The sequence below is a fragment of the Neobacillus sp. YIM B06451 genome (assembly GCF_032667185.1).
Lineage (GTDB): Bacteria > Bacillota > Bacilli > Bacillales > Cytobacillaceae > Bacillus_D.
This window is the reverse complement of the sequence record NZ_JAVFKJ010000014.1, coordinates 54,545-69,253: the sequence shown is the minus strand read 5'-3', so window position 1 is coordinate 69,253 and position 14,709 is coordinate 54,545. Positions and strand designations below refer to the sequence as shown.

The 14,709-nt window shown below is 44.4% G+C and carries 15 protein-coding genes; 4 read left to right on the top strand and 11 right to left on the bottom strand.

What is annotated here, in order from left to right; genetic code table 11:
- Window positions 1–5 precede the first annotated feature (5 nt).
- The 9 genes from RB160_RS19050 to RB160_RS19010 form a co-directional block, all read right to left on the bottom strand.
- Window positions 6–686 carry a hypothetical protein gene (locus tag RB160_RS19050; RefSeq protein ID WP_316572021.1) on the bottom strand — a complete coding sequence of 227 codons (681 nt, stop codon included), beginning with the start codon at window positions 684–686 and terminating at the stop codon, window positions 6–8.
- Between the two features lie 236 nt (window positions 687–922).
- Window positions 923–1,582 carry a phosphate signaling complex protein PhoU gene (gene phoU, locus RB160_RS19045; RefSeq protein ID WP_316572020.1) on the bottom strand — a complete coding sequence of 220 codons (660 nt, stop codon included), beginning with the start codon at window positions 1,580–1,582 and terminating at the stop codon, window positions 923–925.
- Between the two features lie 35 nt (window positions 1,583–1,617).
- On the bottom strand, window positions 1,618–2,427 hold the full coding sequence (gene pstB, locus RB160_RS19040; protein WP_316572019.1) for a phosphate ABC transporter ATP-binding protein PstB: 810 nt from the start codon (window positions 2,425–2,427) through the stop codon (window positions 1,618–1,620).
- A gap of 18 nt (window positions 2,428–2,445) precedes the next feature.
- Window positions 2,446–3,330, bottom strand: a complete 885-nt coding sequence (pstA, locus tag RB160_RS19035; protein WP_316572018.1) for a phosphate ABC transporter permease PstA — start codon at window positions 3,328–3,330, stop codon at window positions 2,446–2,448.
- Between the two features lies 1 nt (window position 3,331).
- Entirely contained in the window at window positions 3,332–4,279 is a 948-nt protein-coding gene (gene pstC, locus RB160_RS19030) for a phosphate ABC transporter permease subunit PstC (protein WP_316572017.1), read from the bottom strand.
- A 110-nt stretch (window positions 4,280–4,389) separates the two neighbouring features.
- Window positions 4,390–5,337 carry a PstS family phosphate ABC transporter substrate-binding protein gene (locus tag RB160_RS19025; protein ID WP_316572016.1) on the bottom strand — a complete coding sequence of 316 codons (948 nt, stop codon included), beginning with the start codon at window positions 5,335–5,337 and terminating at the stop codon, window positions 4,390–4,392.
- A gap of 240 nt (window positions 5,338–5,577) precedes the next feature.
- The gene (locus RB160_RS19020; protein ID WP_316572015.1) at window positions 5,578–7,737 is read right to left on the bottom strand and encodes a peptidoglycan D,D-transpeptidase FtsI family protein; all 2,160 of its coding nucleotides are present in this window, start codon (window positions 7,735–7,737) and stop codon (window positions 5,578–5,580) included.
- A gap of 141 nt (window positions 7,738–7,878) precedes the next feature.
- The gene (locus tag RB160_RS19015) at window positions 7,879–9,096 is read right to left on the bottom strand and encodes an MFS transporter (protein ID WP_316572014.1); all 1,218 of its coding nucleotides are present in this window, start codon (window positions 9,094–9,096) and stop codon (window positions 7,879–7,881) included.
- Between the two features lie 120 nt (window positions 9,097–9,216).
- Window positions 9,217–9,825, bottom strand: a complete 609-nt coding sequence (locus tag RB160_RS19010) for a superoxide dismutase (RefSeq protein ID WP_316572012.1) — start codon at window positions 9,823–9,825, stop codon at window positions 9,217–9,219.
- A 319-nt stretch (window positions 9,826–10,144) separates the two neighbouring features.
- Between RB160_RS19010 and RB160_RS19005 the strand changes: the two genes are divergently transcribed.
- On the top strand, window positions 10,145–10,840 hold the full coding sequence (locus RB160_RS19005; protein WP_316572011.1) for a Crp/Fnr family transcriptional regulator: 696 nt from the start codon (window positions 10,145–10,147) through the stop codon (window positions 10,838–10,840).
- A gap of 208 nt (window positions 10,841–11,048) precedes the next feature.
- On the opposite strand, the gene RB160_RS19000 is transcribed toward RB160_RS19005, so the two are convergent.
- Entirely contained in the window at window positions 11,049–11,531 is a 483-nt protein-coding gene (locus RB160_RS19000; protein WP_316572010.1) for a DUF456 domain-containing protein, read from the bottom strand.
- Window positions 11,532–11,674: 143 nt separating this feature from the next.
- Between RB160_RS19000 and RB160_RS18995 the strand changes: the two genes are divergently transcribed.
- The 3 genes from RB160_RS18995 (at window position 11,675) to ispG (ending at window position 14,107) form a co-directional block, all read left to right on the top strand.
- A complete protein-coding gene (locus tag RB160_RS18995) occupies window positions 11,675–12,445 on the top strand; it encodes a DUF1189 domain-containing protein (protein ID WP_316572009.1) in 771 nt (256 codons plus the stop codon).
- Window positions 12,446–12,563: 118 nt separating this feature from the next.
- The gene (locus RB160_RS18990; RefSeq protein WP_316572008.1) at window positions 12,564–12,884 is read left to right on the top strand and encodes a hypothetical protein; all 321 of its coding nucleotides are present in this window, start codon (window positions 12,564–12,566) and stop codon (window positions 12,882–12,884) included.
- 116 nt (window positions 12,885–13,000) lie between these two features.
- A complete protein-coding gene (gene ispG / locus RB160_RS18985; protein ID WP_396954746.1) occupies window positions 13,001–14,107 on the top strand; it encodes a flavodoxin-dependent (E)-4-hydroxy-3-methylbut-2-enyl-diphosphate synthase in 1,107 nt (368 codons plus the stop codon).
- A 53-nt stretch (window positions 14,108–14,160) separates the two neighbouring features.
- Here ispG and RB160_RS18980 read toward each other — a convergent pair whose 3' ends face one another.
- Window positions 14,161–14,631: a DUF4190 domain-containing protein gene (locus RB160_RS18980; protein ID WP_396954745.1), complete on the bottom strand. Its 471-nt coding sequence runs from the start codon at window positions 14,629–14,631 to the stop codon at window positions 14,161–14,163.
- Window positions 14,632–14,709: the final 78 nt, after the last annotated feature.

Here is a 14,709-nt window from a genome sequence, read left to right as displayed (position 1 = left end):
TAATATCACTTTTCATTTTGAAATGCTAGTCTGTTTTTTAAAAGTACGTCTCTTAGGCGAACCACCTCAGTCTTGCCTTCCCCTGAAATGATCCATGACGACAATCGTACTGTTTTTCCCGGAGGAACGGCAATATCCGCTGAAAGGATGCTGGCGGGATTCCCTTTTGCCAAAGGAGAATACTTCAGGACCCCCCTCCCTACATCCCCCCATATACTGTCGGAGCTTATATGCCATGACGGGATGACTGTTGCCTTCCATTTAAGATTTTCCTCGGGGAGGCCACCGACAAGGAACATCTTCTCTCCTGCGAGATGAAATATGGTTTGGTCGGCAGGGGAGATGAAGGAAAAGTGATTCATTACAAATGTTTTTGGCAAGTGCATAGCCAATAGCATTATTCTTTTTTCTTCATTGCCGTGATTACAAATAAAGTAATTGAGGAGAGCAATTTTAGAATGAGGGTTTTCCTCTGATATCTTTAGTGTGAGTTTCTCCTCGTAAAGAAGCGATTCCCTAGCTTCAAATCGTCCATATACGTTTCCATTGATCCATAACCCGGTTGCTATGGCGAGCTTTTCCGCGGAACAGGCAACTCCCTCCGCTGCTTGATCCATTTGCTCCGTCCTAGTTTCCGATTTCGTTGTCAGCATAACCATTACCGCCCTTTTCAGATAACTAACCATCCTATTCCTCCAGCGGCTCCTTTAGAACCGCCAGCTCTCATAAATAATGGTAGCACCTGTCAATAATGCTTACAATAAACGCAAATTGTCGGAAATCGCCTGCCCACGCACACACTTCTTTCAATGCGCAAAAAAAAATTTAGATGGGCTGTTGGTTAATTCTCCCCGCCTTCATTCGACAATAAAGCCGGTTTGCTTTTTATAGTCTGGATGCAAATTTCGCCACATATCAATTCTTAATGGTTCAATTCATACCGTTTTCCTGTTACCAAAAAGATAACCTGCTCCGCTATATTGGTGGAATGGTCTCCGATACGCTCTAAATACCTGCAAGTAAACGACATTTGCGTAATCTGGTTCGTCGCTTCAGGATTTCCAGGAATGTGTCCCAATAGTTCATGGACAAGTTGTCCGTACATTTCATCCACTTGGTCATCGATTTCCGCGCATTTCCTTGCCAAAGCAACATCGTTTGTGTAAAAGGATTGCAGGGCGGTATCAAGCATTTCGATGACAAGGTCCTTCATTTTCGGAATATCCTCTATCTCTTTAATATGCTTTTCCTTCCCAATATGGAGGGCGGACTTAGCGATATTAACCGCGTTGTCGGCAATACGCTCAACCTCCGATGAGATTTTGAGGGCGGCAAGAATAGCCCTTAAATCGGTTGCGACAGGCGATTCAGTTGCAATCAGCAAAATGGCCTTTTCGGTAATTTGATATTCAAGCCGGTTGATTTCCTCATCTTTTTCAATTATTTTCTTCGCATTGTCAAGATCCTGCGAAATGAATGTGCTGATTGAGTCTTCCACAGCATCCTTTGCCATTTTCACCATTTCCGTCAGCATTTCCTTCAACTGGTTCAAGTTGTTGTCAAAATTGGTTCTCGTGCCCATGGTATCCCACCTTATCCGTGCTGGAATGGCAAAAATCAGCCAAACCGCCCTGAAATATAATCTTCCGTCCGTTTGTCGGATGGATTGGAAAAGATTTTGCTTGTCTCGGCAAATTCAATGACTTCCCCATTCAGGAAGAACGCAGTCTTATCCGAAATCCGGGAAGCCTGCTGCATGTTGTGGGTGACAATAATTATACTATAATTTTGCTTCAATTCCTGTACAAGCTCTTCTACCTTTAACGTTGAGATCGGATCGAGCGCGGAAGTTGGTTCGTCCATCAAAATGACGTCCGGCTCGATTGCAAGGCAACGGGCAATGCAAAGACGCTGTTGCTGCCCTCCAGAAAGTCCATATGCATTCTGATTGAGCCTGTCTTTTACTTCATCCCATATCGCCGCTCCGCGCAGGCTCTGTTCAACAATTTCATCAAGGATTTTCTTATTTTTTATTCCATGGATTTTTGGTCCGTACGCTATATTTTCATAGATTGATTTTGGGAATGGATTTGGTTTTTGAAAAACCATCCCTACCCTGGTACGCAAATCCTCGACCTTGTATTCCCTGTCAAGAATGTTTCTATCCCGGTAAAGAATTTCACCAGAAATCCGGACTGTCGGAACCAACTCAACCATCCTGTTCAAGGTTTTAATATAGGTTGATTTGCCGCATCCAGATGGTCCGATAATGGCGGTAACTTCATTTTCGACAATATCCAAATTAATACTTTTTAACGCGTGTCCTTCGCCATACCAGAGATTGAGATCCCGTGTACTATAAACTATATTCTCTTTGCCAATTGCCTGTGCTGATGTTTCATTTATATTTCCTGCTGTAATCCCCATAGCTAGTTCCCTCCAGCCCTAATATCTTTTTTGGAATTTGTTTCGGATAATAATTGCAATCGAGTTCATCACAAATAGGACGATTAAAAGGATGACAATCGTAGCCGCTGCCAGGTTTGCATACTCTGCAACGAGCGCCGAATCGACTGTCCAATAATAAATTTGGACGGGCAGAACCGTAAATTTGTCAAAAATGCCCTCCGGAAGCGGTATTAATAGCGCAGGTATGCCAATGACGACGAGCGGCGCTGTTTCGCCAATTGCCCTCGATAGCGCAAGAATAACGCCGGTCAGGATGCCCGGGAGAGATGCTGGCAGGACAACATTTTTAATTGTTTGCCATTTTGTCGCTCCCATTCCGTATGAAGCTTCCCTTAAAAATTGTGGAACAGCCCTAATGGCTTCCTGGCTCGCCACTACAACAACAGGCAGGACAAGAAGGGCCATTGTAAGCCCTCCGGCAAGAACGACAGAGCCTAAACCAAGTGCCCTGGCGAAAACAGTCAACCCCAATATTCCGAATACCACGGATGGGACTCCCGCAAGATTGGAAATATTCGTCTGGATAAATGCCTGGAACTTTCCTTTTTTGGCATATTCCTCAAGGTAAATCGCAGTGCCAACCCCAAGAACCATTGTTGCTGGAGCAACAACTGCCATTAGCCACAATGTCCCGTAAATTGCTCCAAGGATTCCAGCCTTTTCCGGATTTGTTGATAGCCTATTCAATAAAAAGTCCTTGTCGATCCAGCCCATGCTGTCCGCCACGACCCTGTAAATAAGGACGGCCAGGACGGCGATGCCAAAAAGTGTTGCCAAGAGGAAAAACAATTTCGCGATTTTGTTTACCAAAAGTCGCTTTCCCATTTTCCTCTCAACCTGTGTGTTATCAATATATTTCATCTTAATATTCCTCCCTGAAGCGGCGTGAAACGTATTGGGCGATAAGGTTCATAATTAGAGTAAACACAAACAGAGTCATCGCCACGGCATAGAGGCTGTAATATAGAGTGGTTCCGGCTGCTGCTTCACCACCGGTAACTTCGACAATATAAGCGGTCATTGTCTGCATCGATTGAGTCACATCAAACGTAAAGTTCTTGGAGCTTCCACTAGCGATAGCCACTATCATCGTTTCCCCAATTGCCCTCGAAATCCCGAGGACGAAGGAAGCAATGATGCCTGATATCGCGGCCGGAACAACAACCTTCCAGGTCACCTCAAGCTTTGTCGCTCCCAAGGCGAGCGCCCCTTCCCTCATTGCATTGGGAACGGAGGTCATCGCATCTTCCGAAAGGGATGCGACCATCGGAATAATCATAATACCCATCACAATCCCCGGGCTAAGGATATTTGTAGGCTCAAGCCCCGGGATAAATGAACGCAATAGAGGAGTGACGAATGTAAATGCGAAGAACCCATAGACGATTGTAGGGATTCCCGCGAGTATTTCCAAAATCGGCTTAAGGATTTTCCGTATGTTTTCGGAAGCATATTCACTCAGGAAGACAGCCGTCATAAGGCCGATCGGAATGGCGACTGCCATGGCTATCGCTGTTGACAAGAGTGTGCCCGTCAAAAGCGGTAGTATGCCAAATACAGCGTCCTTCCCCAGTGGCTTCAACTTCGTTCCGGTAAAAAAGTCAAGAAAAGGAACCTCTTTGAAAAAAAGTACTGTTTCAGTCAGTAACGTTAATACGATTCCAATTGTTGTTAATACAGATATGGCTGCAATTCCAAATAATATCCCTGGGATCGCTTTTTCAGTAATGGTCCCGACACTGGCCGTTTTTCTCTTTTTTTCTATCAGGCCTGCAATGTTGAGTCTTTTTTCCCCTGTGGTTCTGTCCATTGTAATAACCCCTTTCACCCTAATACTAAACAGCCAGTACTTCTATGCACGGCGAGAAGATGAGGAGAAATACTCCTCATCTTCCTAGTGCACCAATAAATTATCTTTTACTATTCTTTCAAGGCATTCAAGGCGTCAAGAGCTGCTTGCTTATCTTCATCAGACAGTGGCGCAAATCCTGTCTCCTTGGCAACCTCTTGTGCGTTTTCCATAGTGTAGATTGCATAATCAAGCACTTGAGGCTTTTCTTTCGCATGGTTTACGTTCAAGTATGTGAAAACTGGACGAGTGAATTCTGCATAATCGCCATCTTCCTTGATTGTATCTAGTGACGGTTCAACCGGCCCCTGGCCAAAATCGACATTTACAGCAGAGAGTTTGTCCTTATTGTTATCATAGTAACCAAAGCCAAAAAATCCGATTGCATTTTTGTCTTTTGAAACAAGGTCCACTAAAGTCGAGTAATCCTGCTGCAGGTTAATTTTTTCTGGAAGGTCCTGTTCTTCAAGGATTTTTTCGAAAAAGAATTCATATGTTCCGTGGTTTTCATTTGGGCCATATGTTTTAATTGGTTCGTTTGGAAAGTCTGGGCGGACATCTGACCAGTTATTCTTACCTTTGCTTGCTGTAAAGATATCAATGATTTCCTGCTTCGTAAGTTCTTTCGCCCAGTCATTGTCCTTGTTGATTACAATTGTAATTCCATCTAGCGCGACTTTCAGTTCCTCAACGTCGATACCCTGTTTTTCTGCTTCAGCTATTTCTTCATCTTTTATTGAACGTGAGGCATTATTGAAATCCGTTCCGTCTTTCACGAGGAATTTTTTAAAACCGGCAGACGTTCCTGCCCGGCTGACCTCGACAGATACATTTTCCTGTTCACCCATATAGTTTTCGCCCATTTTGGCCATGAACGGAAATACTGTTCCGGAACCATCAATGACGACACTGCCTTCAAGGCCTTCAGCATTGTCTTTGCTATCTCCTCCGCAAGCGGCTGCAACAACCATTACCGCGGCAAGCATTAAAACCATTCCGAGCTTTTTGACAAGTTTCATTTCAATTTTACCCCCTGATGAAATTGTTTTTTTTTCTTGCATTTTCAGAATAAAGGTTTAGTGTTAAAAGGGTTTTAATCAAATGTAAACAGTTTGTAAATTTGTTTAAAGAATTTATAATTCAAGCCGAATTCTTAGATAGGCTGATTACCTTATTTTCAGTTTTCCATAAACTTCGATTTTATTATTCCCTGAAAGATAAAAAAAAAACCGCCTCACTGAAGAGACGGTTCTAATAGCCTATTGGCCAGAGGCAGCTTGCTGCTCATTTTCATTTTCATTTGTGTTTTCATTTGCTTCATTGTTCTGCCCGGATTCGCCTGAGGCGCGTTCTTTCTTCATTTCAAAATACTTGTCTAGTACTCTTCGACCGATTTCATTGTTGTAAGAGGTTCCATTGTTACCCTGGTATGCCCACGGAATCAGAACCGACATCGCAATTTCGGGCTGATCGTAAGGCGCGTAGCTTACAAGGCTCAGGTTCATGACCTGAGGCGGAATCTTCCCGAACTTCTTCCGCTCAAATCCATCATAAAAAGCCTCGGCTGTCCCTGTTTTACCTGCCGGATTATACGGGGCATTTCCAAATTTCCGGGAACCAGTACCGTCCCCTTGCATGACCATCCTGAAACCAGTCTGGACCCGCTTGAGCCATTCTTCATTCCCATCGAGCTTATTCAGGATCTTCGGCTGGATTTCCTGGATGATCGGGCCAAGCTCATTTGATTCCATTAGCGGCTCACGAATTTCCTTTACAATACGGGGTTGAATCCTCGTTCCGCCATTTGCGATCGTAGAAACGTATTGAGCCAGCTGCATTGCGGTATAAGTGTCATACTGCCCGATAGCAAGGTCAAGCTGCTTGCCCGGATCAATTTTTCCTGGATAGCCGATAGCCTCATTTGGAAGGTCAATTCCCGTCCGGACGCCAAGCCCAAATTGGCCGTATATTCCCCGCATAATATCGAATCCTTCATTTCTAATGCGGAGGGGCTGATTGTAAACATAAGACCCGTGTCCAATTTTAATCGCGGTATGGAACATATAAACGTTCGATGATATCTGAAGAGCGCGGAGGTCATTTATAACGCCAAATCCCGTCCTTCTCCATGAACCCTTTGGTTTTGTCCCTCTAATGACCATCGGTACATCAAGGAACCTATCCCCAGGCTTAATCGCTCCGGTCTTGAAGCCTGCATAGATAGTTGCGCCCTTAACAGTTGAGCCCACGTTATAGGAAGTGGTAAATGTTCCGTAAGCGTAGTCGCTCATCTCGTATTTTCCGGTTTTCGGGTTTTTCTCGATCTTTTTGCCCGCCATCGTGAGGATTTCGCCTGTATGCGGGTTCATCAGGACGACGAATCCCCGATCAAGGAGTTTGGAATTGCTGTTCTGTTTGGCTTTCCATAATTCTTCCTCAAGTATTTTTTCAACTTCCCGCTGAAGCTCCATATCGATAGTCAGGACAAGGTCCTTTCCTCGTTTCCCTTCGGAAACAACTGTTGTCCCAAGGATATTCCCTGACTTATCGGTTTTGTTTTTCACCTTGGCTTTTTGGCCTTGAAGCACTTCCTCGTATTGCTTTTCGATATAGCTAATCCCGACACGGTCGTTCCGGCTATAATCCCTCGATAAATAATAATCCAGCTGTTCCTTAGGAATTCCTTTGTCTGAACTTGTGACGTTCCCAAGTATTGTTTTCAGCGTGTCACCAAATGCGTACCGGCGTGTCCAGTCGGTTGTCGTATCGACCCCCGGCAAATCCTCAAGATTTTCGCTTACTAAAGCGAATTCTTCCGGGGTGACGTTCTCATTTTTCACGATTTGTGGAGACTGGTAATAGCCGGAATTAAATTCCCGAAAAATCGCGGCGACTTCCAGCTCATCCTTTGAAAGGCTGTTGATATCTTCATCGGTTACCCTTTCGACCTGAAGTTTGTATATATCAGCATCCTTTAATTCTTTATTGTCATACATTTCCCATTCTTTTTCCGTTATTTTCTCTTCCGCCTCTTCCTTGTGCGTCAAAAGCCAAAAATCGACTTTATCCCGTTTCTGAAGCTTCTTCGGATCCTTGTCAATCAGCTTGGCAAGTTTACGTGCCACTTCAAGCATTTCTTCCTGAGACGTTCCCTGGTATTTTGTGTAGGTGATTGCATTTAACGGTGAGTTGTCAACGATAATGGTTCCATTTCTATCGAACATTTTCCCACGGGGAACAGGATTTTTAACCGTTATATCTTCGGTTCGTTCAATCTCTCGCTTAAAGTCATCACCATAGACAATCTGGACAATGCCCAGCCGTAAAATCAACATTGAAAAAAGGACAAACACAGCGAAAAACAGCATATTTAACCTGAACGGAACATGCGCCTTCTTCTTTTTTTTCTTCGTTACCATGGACTCACACTTTCCTTTACATTTTCACTAACCCTTATTCTATCTGAAAGTGAAAACTTTTTCTATCTGGAATCCCTTTCCAACAGCCACATCCTATCTGAAAAGTTGAAAATGGCTCCAAAGACCCAAGGAGCTTTACCCTTAAGGGGAAGAAAGGTGGACTTTGCAAACGAAAAAATAAATGAAGCTATGCCCCGCCCCCAGTACAAGAAGGATGACCGGGATGCTTTTGTGCCAGTCAAAAAGGGTCACGGCAGATAGAAACGCCATGATTGAAAGTATCCGTCCAATATTCAAAAATACTTCCCGAACAACAATGTACTCGATACGCATTTCGGCAGCCTTCCAGCTCCTGCCTATCACATCATATGTAATCGACATATATGGGACAAGCAGGAGTGGGTAGGCGATTGCAATCGCTGAGCCATAAACGAGCAATTTTGCGAACGTTACATCCTTAACAATAAGAAAAACTGCCGCGTACAAAATTAGGCCGCCAAGAAGGATGGCTTTTTTCCGCCTTCTCTTCTTAATCAACCTTGAAACGGCGAAGTACGCTATAAAAGAAACTCCAGAGTTAAGTAATCCGAATGTTCCGAGTGATAGTTCGCTTCCAGTTGATAAAAATACATAAACCGAAATGACGAACACAAATGTGCCTTCCCTTAATCCCTGGAAAAGATGGGCGTTCGTAATCAACCGCCAATTTTGGTTACTTTTTCGCTCGTTTAATACCTCCTTAAAGGCATACTTCCCTTCGGAGGGCCGCCTTTTTAGGAAAAAACTGAGAACGACCGCAAGGGAAAAAAGCGTAAGGGATAATCCGAATACAGCCATATAACCTTTCATTCCACCGATTAGTGTAATAATGAAGCCGGAAGCAATCGGCCCTATCATCCCACCCGCTGAAGAAAGAATTCCAAGGAAGCCGTTAAAAAAATCCCTTGTTTCCGGCTCAGTGATCTCAAATGTAAGAACATTGAAGGCAAGCCAGTAAAAACCATAACCAATCCCAAGTAGCCCTCCGAGAACCATTAGCATTCTGGATGCCCCTGAACCGACGGCGAGAACCGATAAATAAAACAGGGCAAGAAAAATGACACCTGTACGGAGGACGATGATTCGGTCAACCTTTTTCGCCCATCTCCCCGCAAGGATGAATGTAAGCGGCTGAAGGACGACAATGGAGAGATTATATAAGCCGATTTCGGTAAAATCACCTGATTGCTTCCATAAGTAAATATTCACGAACGAATTGGATAATGCGACACTTAAAGAGTAGAGACCCCCAAGGGCAAGCAAAAGAGCAAGGTCCCTTGTAATCGATAATTCCCCTAGAATCCGAAGTTTGTTTGCCATATGAAAACTCCCTTTTTTCTTAAAGGTAGTCTTCAACAGCGGCCTATTTTCTATTCCCCCTAAAAAAGCCAAAAGAAAAAAGGCAGATATGCTCTGCCTTTTTCCGCTCCTATTCCATTCTTATTTCGCTTCGCTATAGCGTTTCGTTACTTCGTCCCAGTTAACGACGTTCCAAAATGAATTGATGTATTCTGGACGGCGGTTTTGGTACTTAAGATAGTATGCATGCTCCCAAACATCCAAGCCAAGGATTGGAGTTTTTCCTTCCATTAGAGGCGAGTCTTGGTTAGGTGTACTTGTAATCTCAAGCGCGCCGTTATTGACAACGAGCCAAGCCCATCCAGACCCAAAGCGGGTAGTAGCGGCTTTTGCAAACTCTTCCTTGAAGGATTCAAGGCTGCCAAATTTGCTGTTAATGGCATCCGCCAAATCTCCTGACGGCTCGCCGCCGCCATTCGGGGAAAGGATTTGCCAGAAAAGGCTATGGTTCGCATGGCCTCCTCCGTTGTTCCGGACCGCGGTCCTTGCTGATTCCGGGACAGCATCGAGATTGGAAATGACTTCTTCAACTGTTTTGGAAAGAAGCTCTTCATTTCCTTCAAGTGCGTTATTCAGGTTCGTAACGTATGTGTTATGGTGCTTGGTGTGGTGGATATTCATTGTTTCCTTATCGATGTGCGGCTCAAGCGCATCATACGCATAAGGTAGTTGAGGCAATTCGAATGCCATGGACAACTCCTCCTATGTAATAGTTTCGTTTTTTGAAAATTCCCTAAGCTTAAGCAACTTTAGATTAGCAAAATTTTCTTTTCGATTCAAATGAAACGCTCGTGGACATTGATACCGTTCCCCTTCTGCTTCTATTTCATTCAATCATTTTTACATTGCTTAAAAAATTCGGTAATTTGTCATTTTCAGAAATATCCAGGGTTGTCAACGATTTAAGTCATATCTCCCGCAATCTTATTCCAATTATTGTAAAACCGATGTTGACATGCTGGAAATAATCTTTTTAAATCAAAGTGATGGCACAAAAGGAGTTGCGGACATGCAGGAAAACCATGTTTCTTTGTATAATTTGCTGAATCACTTTTTTAGGGGCAGAGAACCGATCCAGAAGGTTAAAGCTGGAACTGTCCTTTTCCATGAAAGGGACCGCGTCGAGCATATTTATCTCATTCAAAAGGGGAGCGCCGCAATTGGCCGTGTCCACTTAAAAGGAAAGGAATTCATCCTGAAAATCCTTAACGAGAGAGAAATGATTGTCGAATATCAATTGTTCAAGCCACTTTCGCGCTACCATTTCTCCGCCAAGGCGCTTACAGACTGTGAAGTCCTGGCTATAAAGCGAGAACAGTTCGAGGAATTCGTGACGAACGACCCCAACGCAATGTTATCACTGGCCTCGTGGCTGAGTACGTCCTACCTTAAGGCGCAGATGAAATGCCAGGATCTCATTATGAACGGAAAAAAAGGGGGGCTATACTCCATTTTGATCCGCCTGTGCAATTCCTATGGTGTCCCTAGTGAGGATGGCATCCTGATCGACCTCCCTCTTACCCACCAGGAACTCGCCAATTTAACCTACGGGACAAGGGAAGTTATACAAAGAAGCCTGAAGGAATTGAGAGATAACGGAATAATCAGCTATGATCAACAAAAGTTTACCGTAAAAAATCTTTCCTATTTAAGGCAGGAAGTTGACTGCCAAAATTGCGCCTATGAAATTTGTGGATTGAATTAGCAATCGAGAAAGCAGTAGTTTTTGGACACCGAATAGAATTTCTTATATTGTGTACTTCATGGACGTACACATAGTGCCTGGCCCCGAACGTTTTGCCGATTTAGCAGTCGGCACACTCGTGTGGGGACAGGCATTCTTTTTTTGCTTCAATGAGCCTTTCTTCCCTCTTTGAAGGGCCCAGATATTACTGCGTTTGGGTTTAGAAAAACTATAGGACCAGGAAGAGGAAGTATGCGACCATCCCCGCCTGAATTACGGTTTTTGCCGCAGCCCCTCCTATAAACCCAATTACTGAACCAAATCCAATTTTGACGCTGTCAGTGAACCCTTTCCTGTTAACAAGCATTTCGGCTGCGATTGCACCGATAAACGGACCAAGAAGGATTCCTGCGAAAGGCAAAATGAACGGGCCGGTAATGAGGCCAATCGTGCTCCCCCAAACTGCGGCCTTCGATCCTCCATACTTTTTAATGCCAAAAACATTTGCGGCATAGTCGGCAATAAACAGCAACACTGTAAACATCCCTTGAATGATCCAAAAAAACCAGTTGAACGGTTCAAATGAAACAAAGAAACCGTACACGAGGAATCCCGCGAATATGAACAGGACGCTCGGAATAATCGGGAAGAAAATGCCGACAAATGCAATAATGAATAATAAAATAACGATTCCCAAAATAATGCTTTCCATTACATATGCTCCTTTTCCAAGATAATATCCTATTACCCCTTTACCCCGGCCTGCTACACACTGTATACATGCTTTTTGTGCTTGTGATTACAACTATATAGAGATAAAATGAAAGGGCTGAAACTTGTTAGGGGTGTGTTTTCATGAATGTTTTTAAACAAATGTACAAAAGTATGTATTCCCCAAGGGACATTGCCATTTACCGGTTTCAGGGGATTGGCAAAACGATTCTCTATGTGTTTCTTTTGACATTGCTGTCGGTATTGCCTACCTTTTACCATTTTAGCATCGCAATCACGAATGGGATACAGGCTGCCGAGGAAATCATTAGGGAAGAAATGCCTGATTTTACAATAAAAAATGGGATCTTGGAAACGGAAAACAATCTGCCTGTCACGATAGAACATAATGGATTTTCAATAACAGTGGATCCGACCGGTTCGGTCAGCGGCAAGGACTTGGCGGATACAGGGAATGCTTTTGGACTATTGAAGGATGAGTTTGCCCTTTCGGCTGGCGGTAACGTCCAGACTTATCCCTATTCCATGATTGATGCTACGGAAGTGGGCAAACAGGATTTCGTCGACTTTTTTGCTTCATTGGATGGGGCTGCCTACATTATCCTGCCAATCGCGTTTATTTTCATCTATCTCTTATCGTCAGCAATGAAATTCATTGAAATCAGCGTCCTGGCGATGATGGGACTGATCCTGAAAAATATTGGCGGAAGACGCCTGAATTACGGCCACTTATGGAGGATGGCAGCTTATAGCGTGACGATTTCAACAGTTTTCTTTACGATCATGGAAGCCATTAAAACACCTGTCCCAAATGGCTTCCTAATTAACTGGCTCGTATCCGCAATTGTCCTTTACCTTGCAATTAATGAAACACCTGCTCCGAAAAAAGCATAATCAAGGTTTTTCTCAAAAATAGCAGCTTCCTCTGGGGCTGCTATTTTTACTTTCCCCTGTACTATTTTTCTAAAAGCGGCATATAAATATGAAAAAAATCGCGCTGGAGGCCTGTCCTATGAAACAATTGATTGCCGCGCTTTTCTTTGCTGCCTTATTTGTCAGCATGTATGTTGATTTGACTGCCGGCACACTAGCCGTATCAAATGCCGCTCCTCCCCAAAAAAACCTCGGGCCATCCACCCCTGAAATAGCAAACTTTACCGCGATTGTCCAGCCCGGCCAGACTTTACTTTCGATTGTAGAAGATAGGCAGGGAAAAAGTCCGAATGTATCGATCGACAAATTGATTGCCGACTTTAAGATACTTAATCCGGGAGTTTCGTCAGAACTTCTTCAGATCGGGAAGGAGTACCGATTCCCGGATTATGAACGGTAGGAAACTCGCTGAAAAAGCTCCCTGTCTTGTAAGATTGGCCGGCTACTGATAAAATAATGAAGTATTGCTTATATAAAAGTATTACTTCAAACGGTACTTAAAGGAGCGAACTGCACGTGAATGAAATTATACATCGAACCAAAACCCGTCCGATAAAGGTTGGAAACTTGACAATCGGCGGGAACAACGAGCTTATTATACAGAGCATGACCACGACCAAAACCCACGATGTCGAGGCTACAGTCGCTGAAATTAAAAGGCTTGAAGACGCGGGATGCCAGATTGTACGTGTGGCATGCCCGGATGAGCGGGCCGCGAACGCGATTGCCGAAATCAAAAAACGGATCAATATCCCCCTTGTTGTCGACATCCACTTCGACTACAAGCTTGCATTAAAAGCGATTGAAGGCGGAGCCGATAAAATAAGGATCAATCCGGGAAATATCGGAAGGCGCGAAAAAGTGGAAGCGGTCGTAAAAGCGGCGAAAGAACGCGGCATTCCAATTAGGATTGGCGTTAATGCCGGTTCCCTGGAAAAAAGGATTCTTGAGAAATATGGCTATCCAACTGCGGATGGAATGGTTGAAAGTGCGCTTCACCATATCAAAATCCTTGAAGACCTCGATTTCCATGACATCATCGTTTCGATGAAAGCATCGGACGTAAACCTTGCTATTGAAGCGTATGAGAAGGCTGCCAGGGCATTTGATTACCCGCTCCATCTGGGGATTACCGAATCAGGAACTCTTTTCTCGGGTACAGTCAAAAGTGCTGCTGGCCTTGGTGCGTTATTAAATATGGGGATAGGCAACACTCTGAGGATTTCCCTAAGCGCTGATCCGGTACAGGAAGTGAAAGTCGCCCGGGAACTTCTGAAGGTATTCGGCCTTTCTTCAAATGCCGCAACCCTTATTTCCTGCCCGACATGCGGCAGGATTGAAATCGACTTAATCAGCATTGCCAACGAGGTTGAAGAATATATCTCGAAAATCAAAGCACCTATTAAAATCGCTGTGCTCGGCTGTGCAGTTAACGGACCAGGAGAAGCGCGCGAGGCGGATATTGGCATTGCGGGAGCCCGCGGTGAGGGACTGCTTTTCCGACATGGCGAAATTATCCGGAAAGTACCTGAAGAAATAATGGTAGAGGAACTTAAAAAGGAAATTGACGTCCTCGCGGAGGAATACTTCAAAAAGAAGGCTCTTGAGGAACAAGGTGTATAATAGTCAAGAGGCCCGGCAATTGCCTGGCCTCTTTTCCATTGCCCCTGTTACAGCTAGAAAAAGGGGGTAATAAAGATCCCGATGATAAGAGAAATCGCACCGATGCCAATTGCCCATCCGCCTGATTTAGTCGCACCCCTGCGCATAGCCAAGAATCCAACTATGATTCCAGCTGCACCGAGAATAACCGGCATGAGGAACAAGGACAAAATCGATAGTGCAAGTGCGGCAAATCCAAGCATTCCTCCTGCGGTTTCTTGGTCCATTCCACCCTCGCTAGCCCGCTCTTCTCTCCGATTTTGCCGGATTGGGACGGGAGCCGCTATCTCTGCCGCAGTTTCTTCCCTATTGCCGGTGTTGCTTGCTGTTTGAGTAGCAGCGGTAGAATTCATACCGGGTGTACCGGTGGGTGCCGGAAGTAGCACGACTGATTCTGTGGAGGTTTCTTCGTTATAGTTGGAACGTTGCCCTTCCTGGCTGTAATTTTGCTGCATCGTGTTGTTATCCCTTGATTGATCGGCCACCTAAAATCCCTCGCTTTCAAAAGGTAGGAGCCTTCTTAGTGTTTACTTGCCCGCTTTTTTTACTATGTCAATCTTTGC

Excerpts from the sequence above, each read along its gene's own strand:
- RB160_RS19050 (WP_316572021.1), bottom strand. The coding sequence starts at position 686 with ATGGTTAGTTATCTGAAAAGGGCGGTAATGGTTATGCTGACAACGAAA.
- phoU (WP_316572020.1), bottom strand. The coding sequence starts at position 1,582 with ATGGGCACGAGAACCAATTTTGACAACAACTTGAACCAGTTGAAGGAA.
- pstB (WP_316572019.1), bottom strand. The coding sequence starts at position 2,427 with ATGGGGATTACAGCAGGAAATATAAATGAAACATCAGCACAGGCAATT.
- pstA (WP_316572018.1), bottom strand. The coding sequence starts at position 3,330 with ATGAAATATATTGATAACACACAGGTTGAGAGGAAAATGGGAAAGCGA.
- pstC (WP_316572017.1), bottom strand. The coding sequence starts at position 4,279 with ATGGACAGAACCACAGGGGAAAAAAGACTCAACATTGCAGGCCTGATA.
- RB160_RS19025 (WP_316572016.1), bottom strand. The coding sequence starts at position 5,337 with ATGAAACTTGTCAAAAAGCTCGGAATGGTTTTAATGCTTGCCGCGGTA.
- RB160_RS19020 (WP_316572015.1), bottom strand. The coding sequence starts at position 7,737 with ATGGTAACGAAGAAAAAAAAGAAGAAGGCGCATGTTCCGTTCAGGTTA.
- RB160_RS19015 (WP_316572014.1), bottom strand. The coding sequence starts at position 9,096 with ATGGCAAACAAACTTCGGATTCTAGGGGAATTATCGATTACAAGGGAC.
- RB160_RS19010 (WP_316572012.1), bottom strand. The coding sequence starts at position 9,825 with ATGGCATTCGAATTGCCTCAACTACCTTATGCGTATGATGCGCTTGAG.
- RB160_RS19005 (WP_316572011.1), top strand. The coding sequence starts at position 10,145 with ATGCAGGAAAACCATGTTTCTTTGTATAATTTGCTGAATCACTTTTTT.
- RB160_RS19000 (WP_316572010.1), bottom strand. The coding sequence starts at position 11,531 with ATGGAAAGCATTATTTTGGGAATCGTTATTTTATTATTCATTATTGCA.
- RB160_RS18995 (WP_316572009.1), top strand. The coding sequence starts at position 11,675 with ATGAATGTTTTTAAACAAATGTACAAAAGTATGTATTCCCCAAGGGAC.
- RB160_RS18990 (WP_316572008.1), top strand. The coding sequence starts at position 12,564 with ATGAAACAATTGATTGCCGCGCTTTTCTTTGCTGCCTTATTTGTCAGC.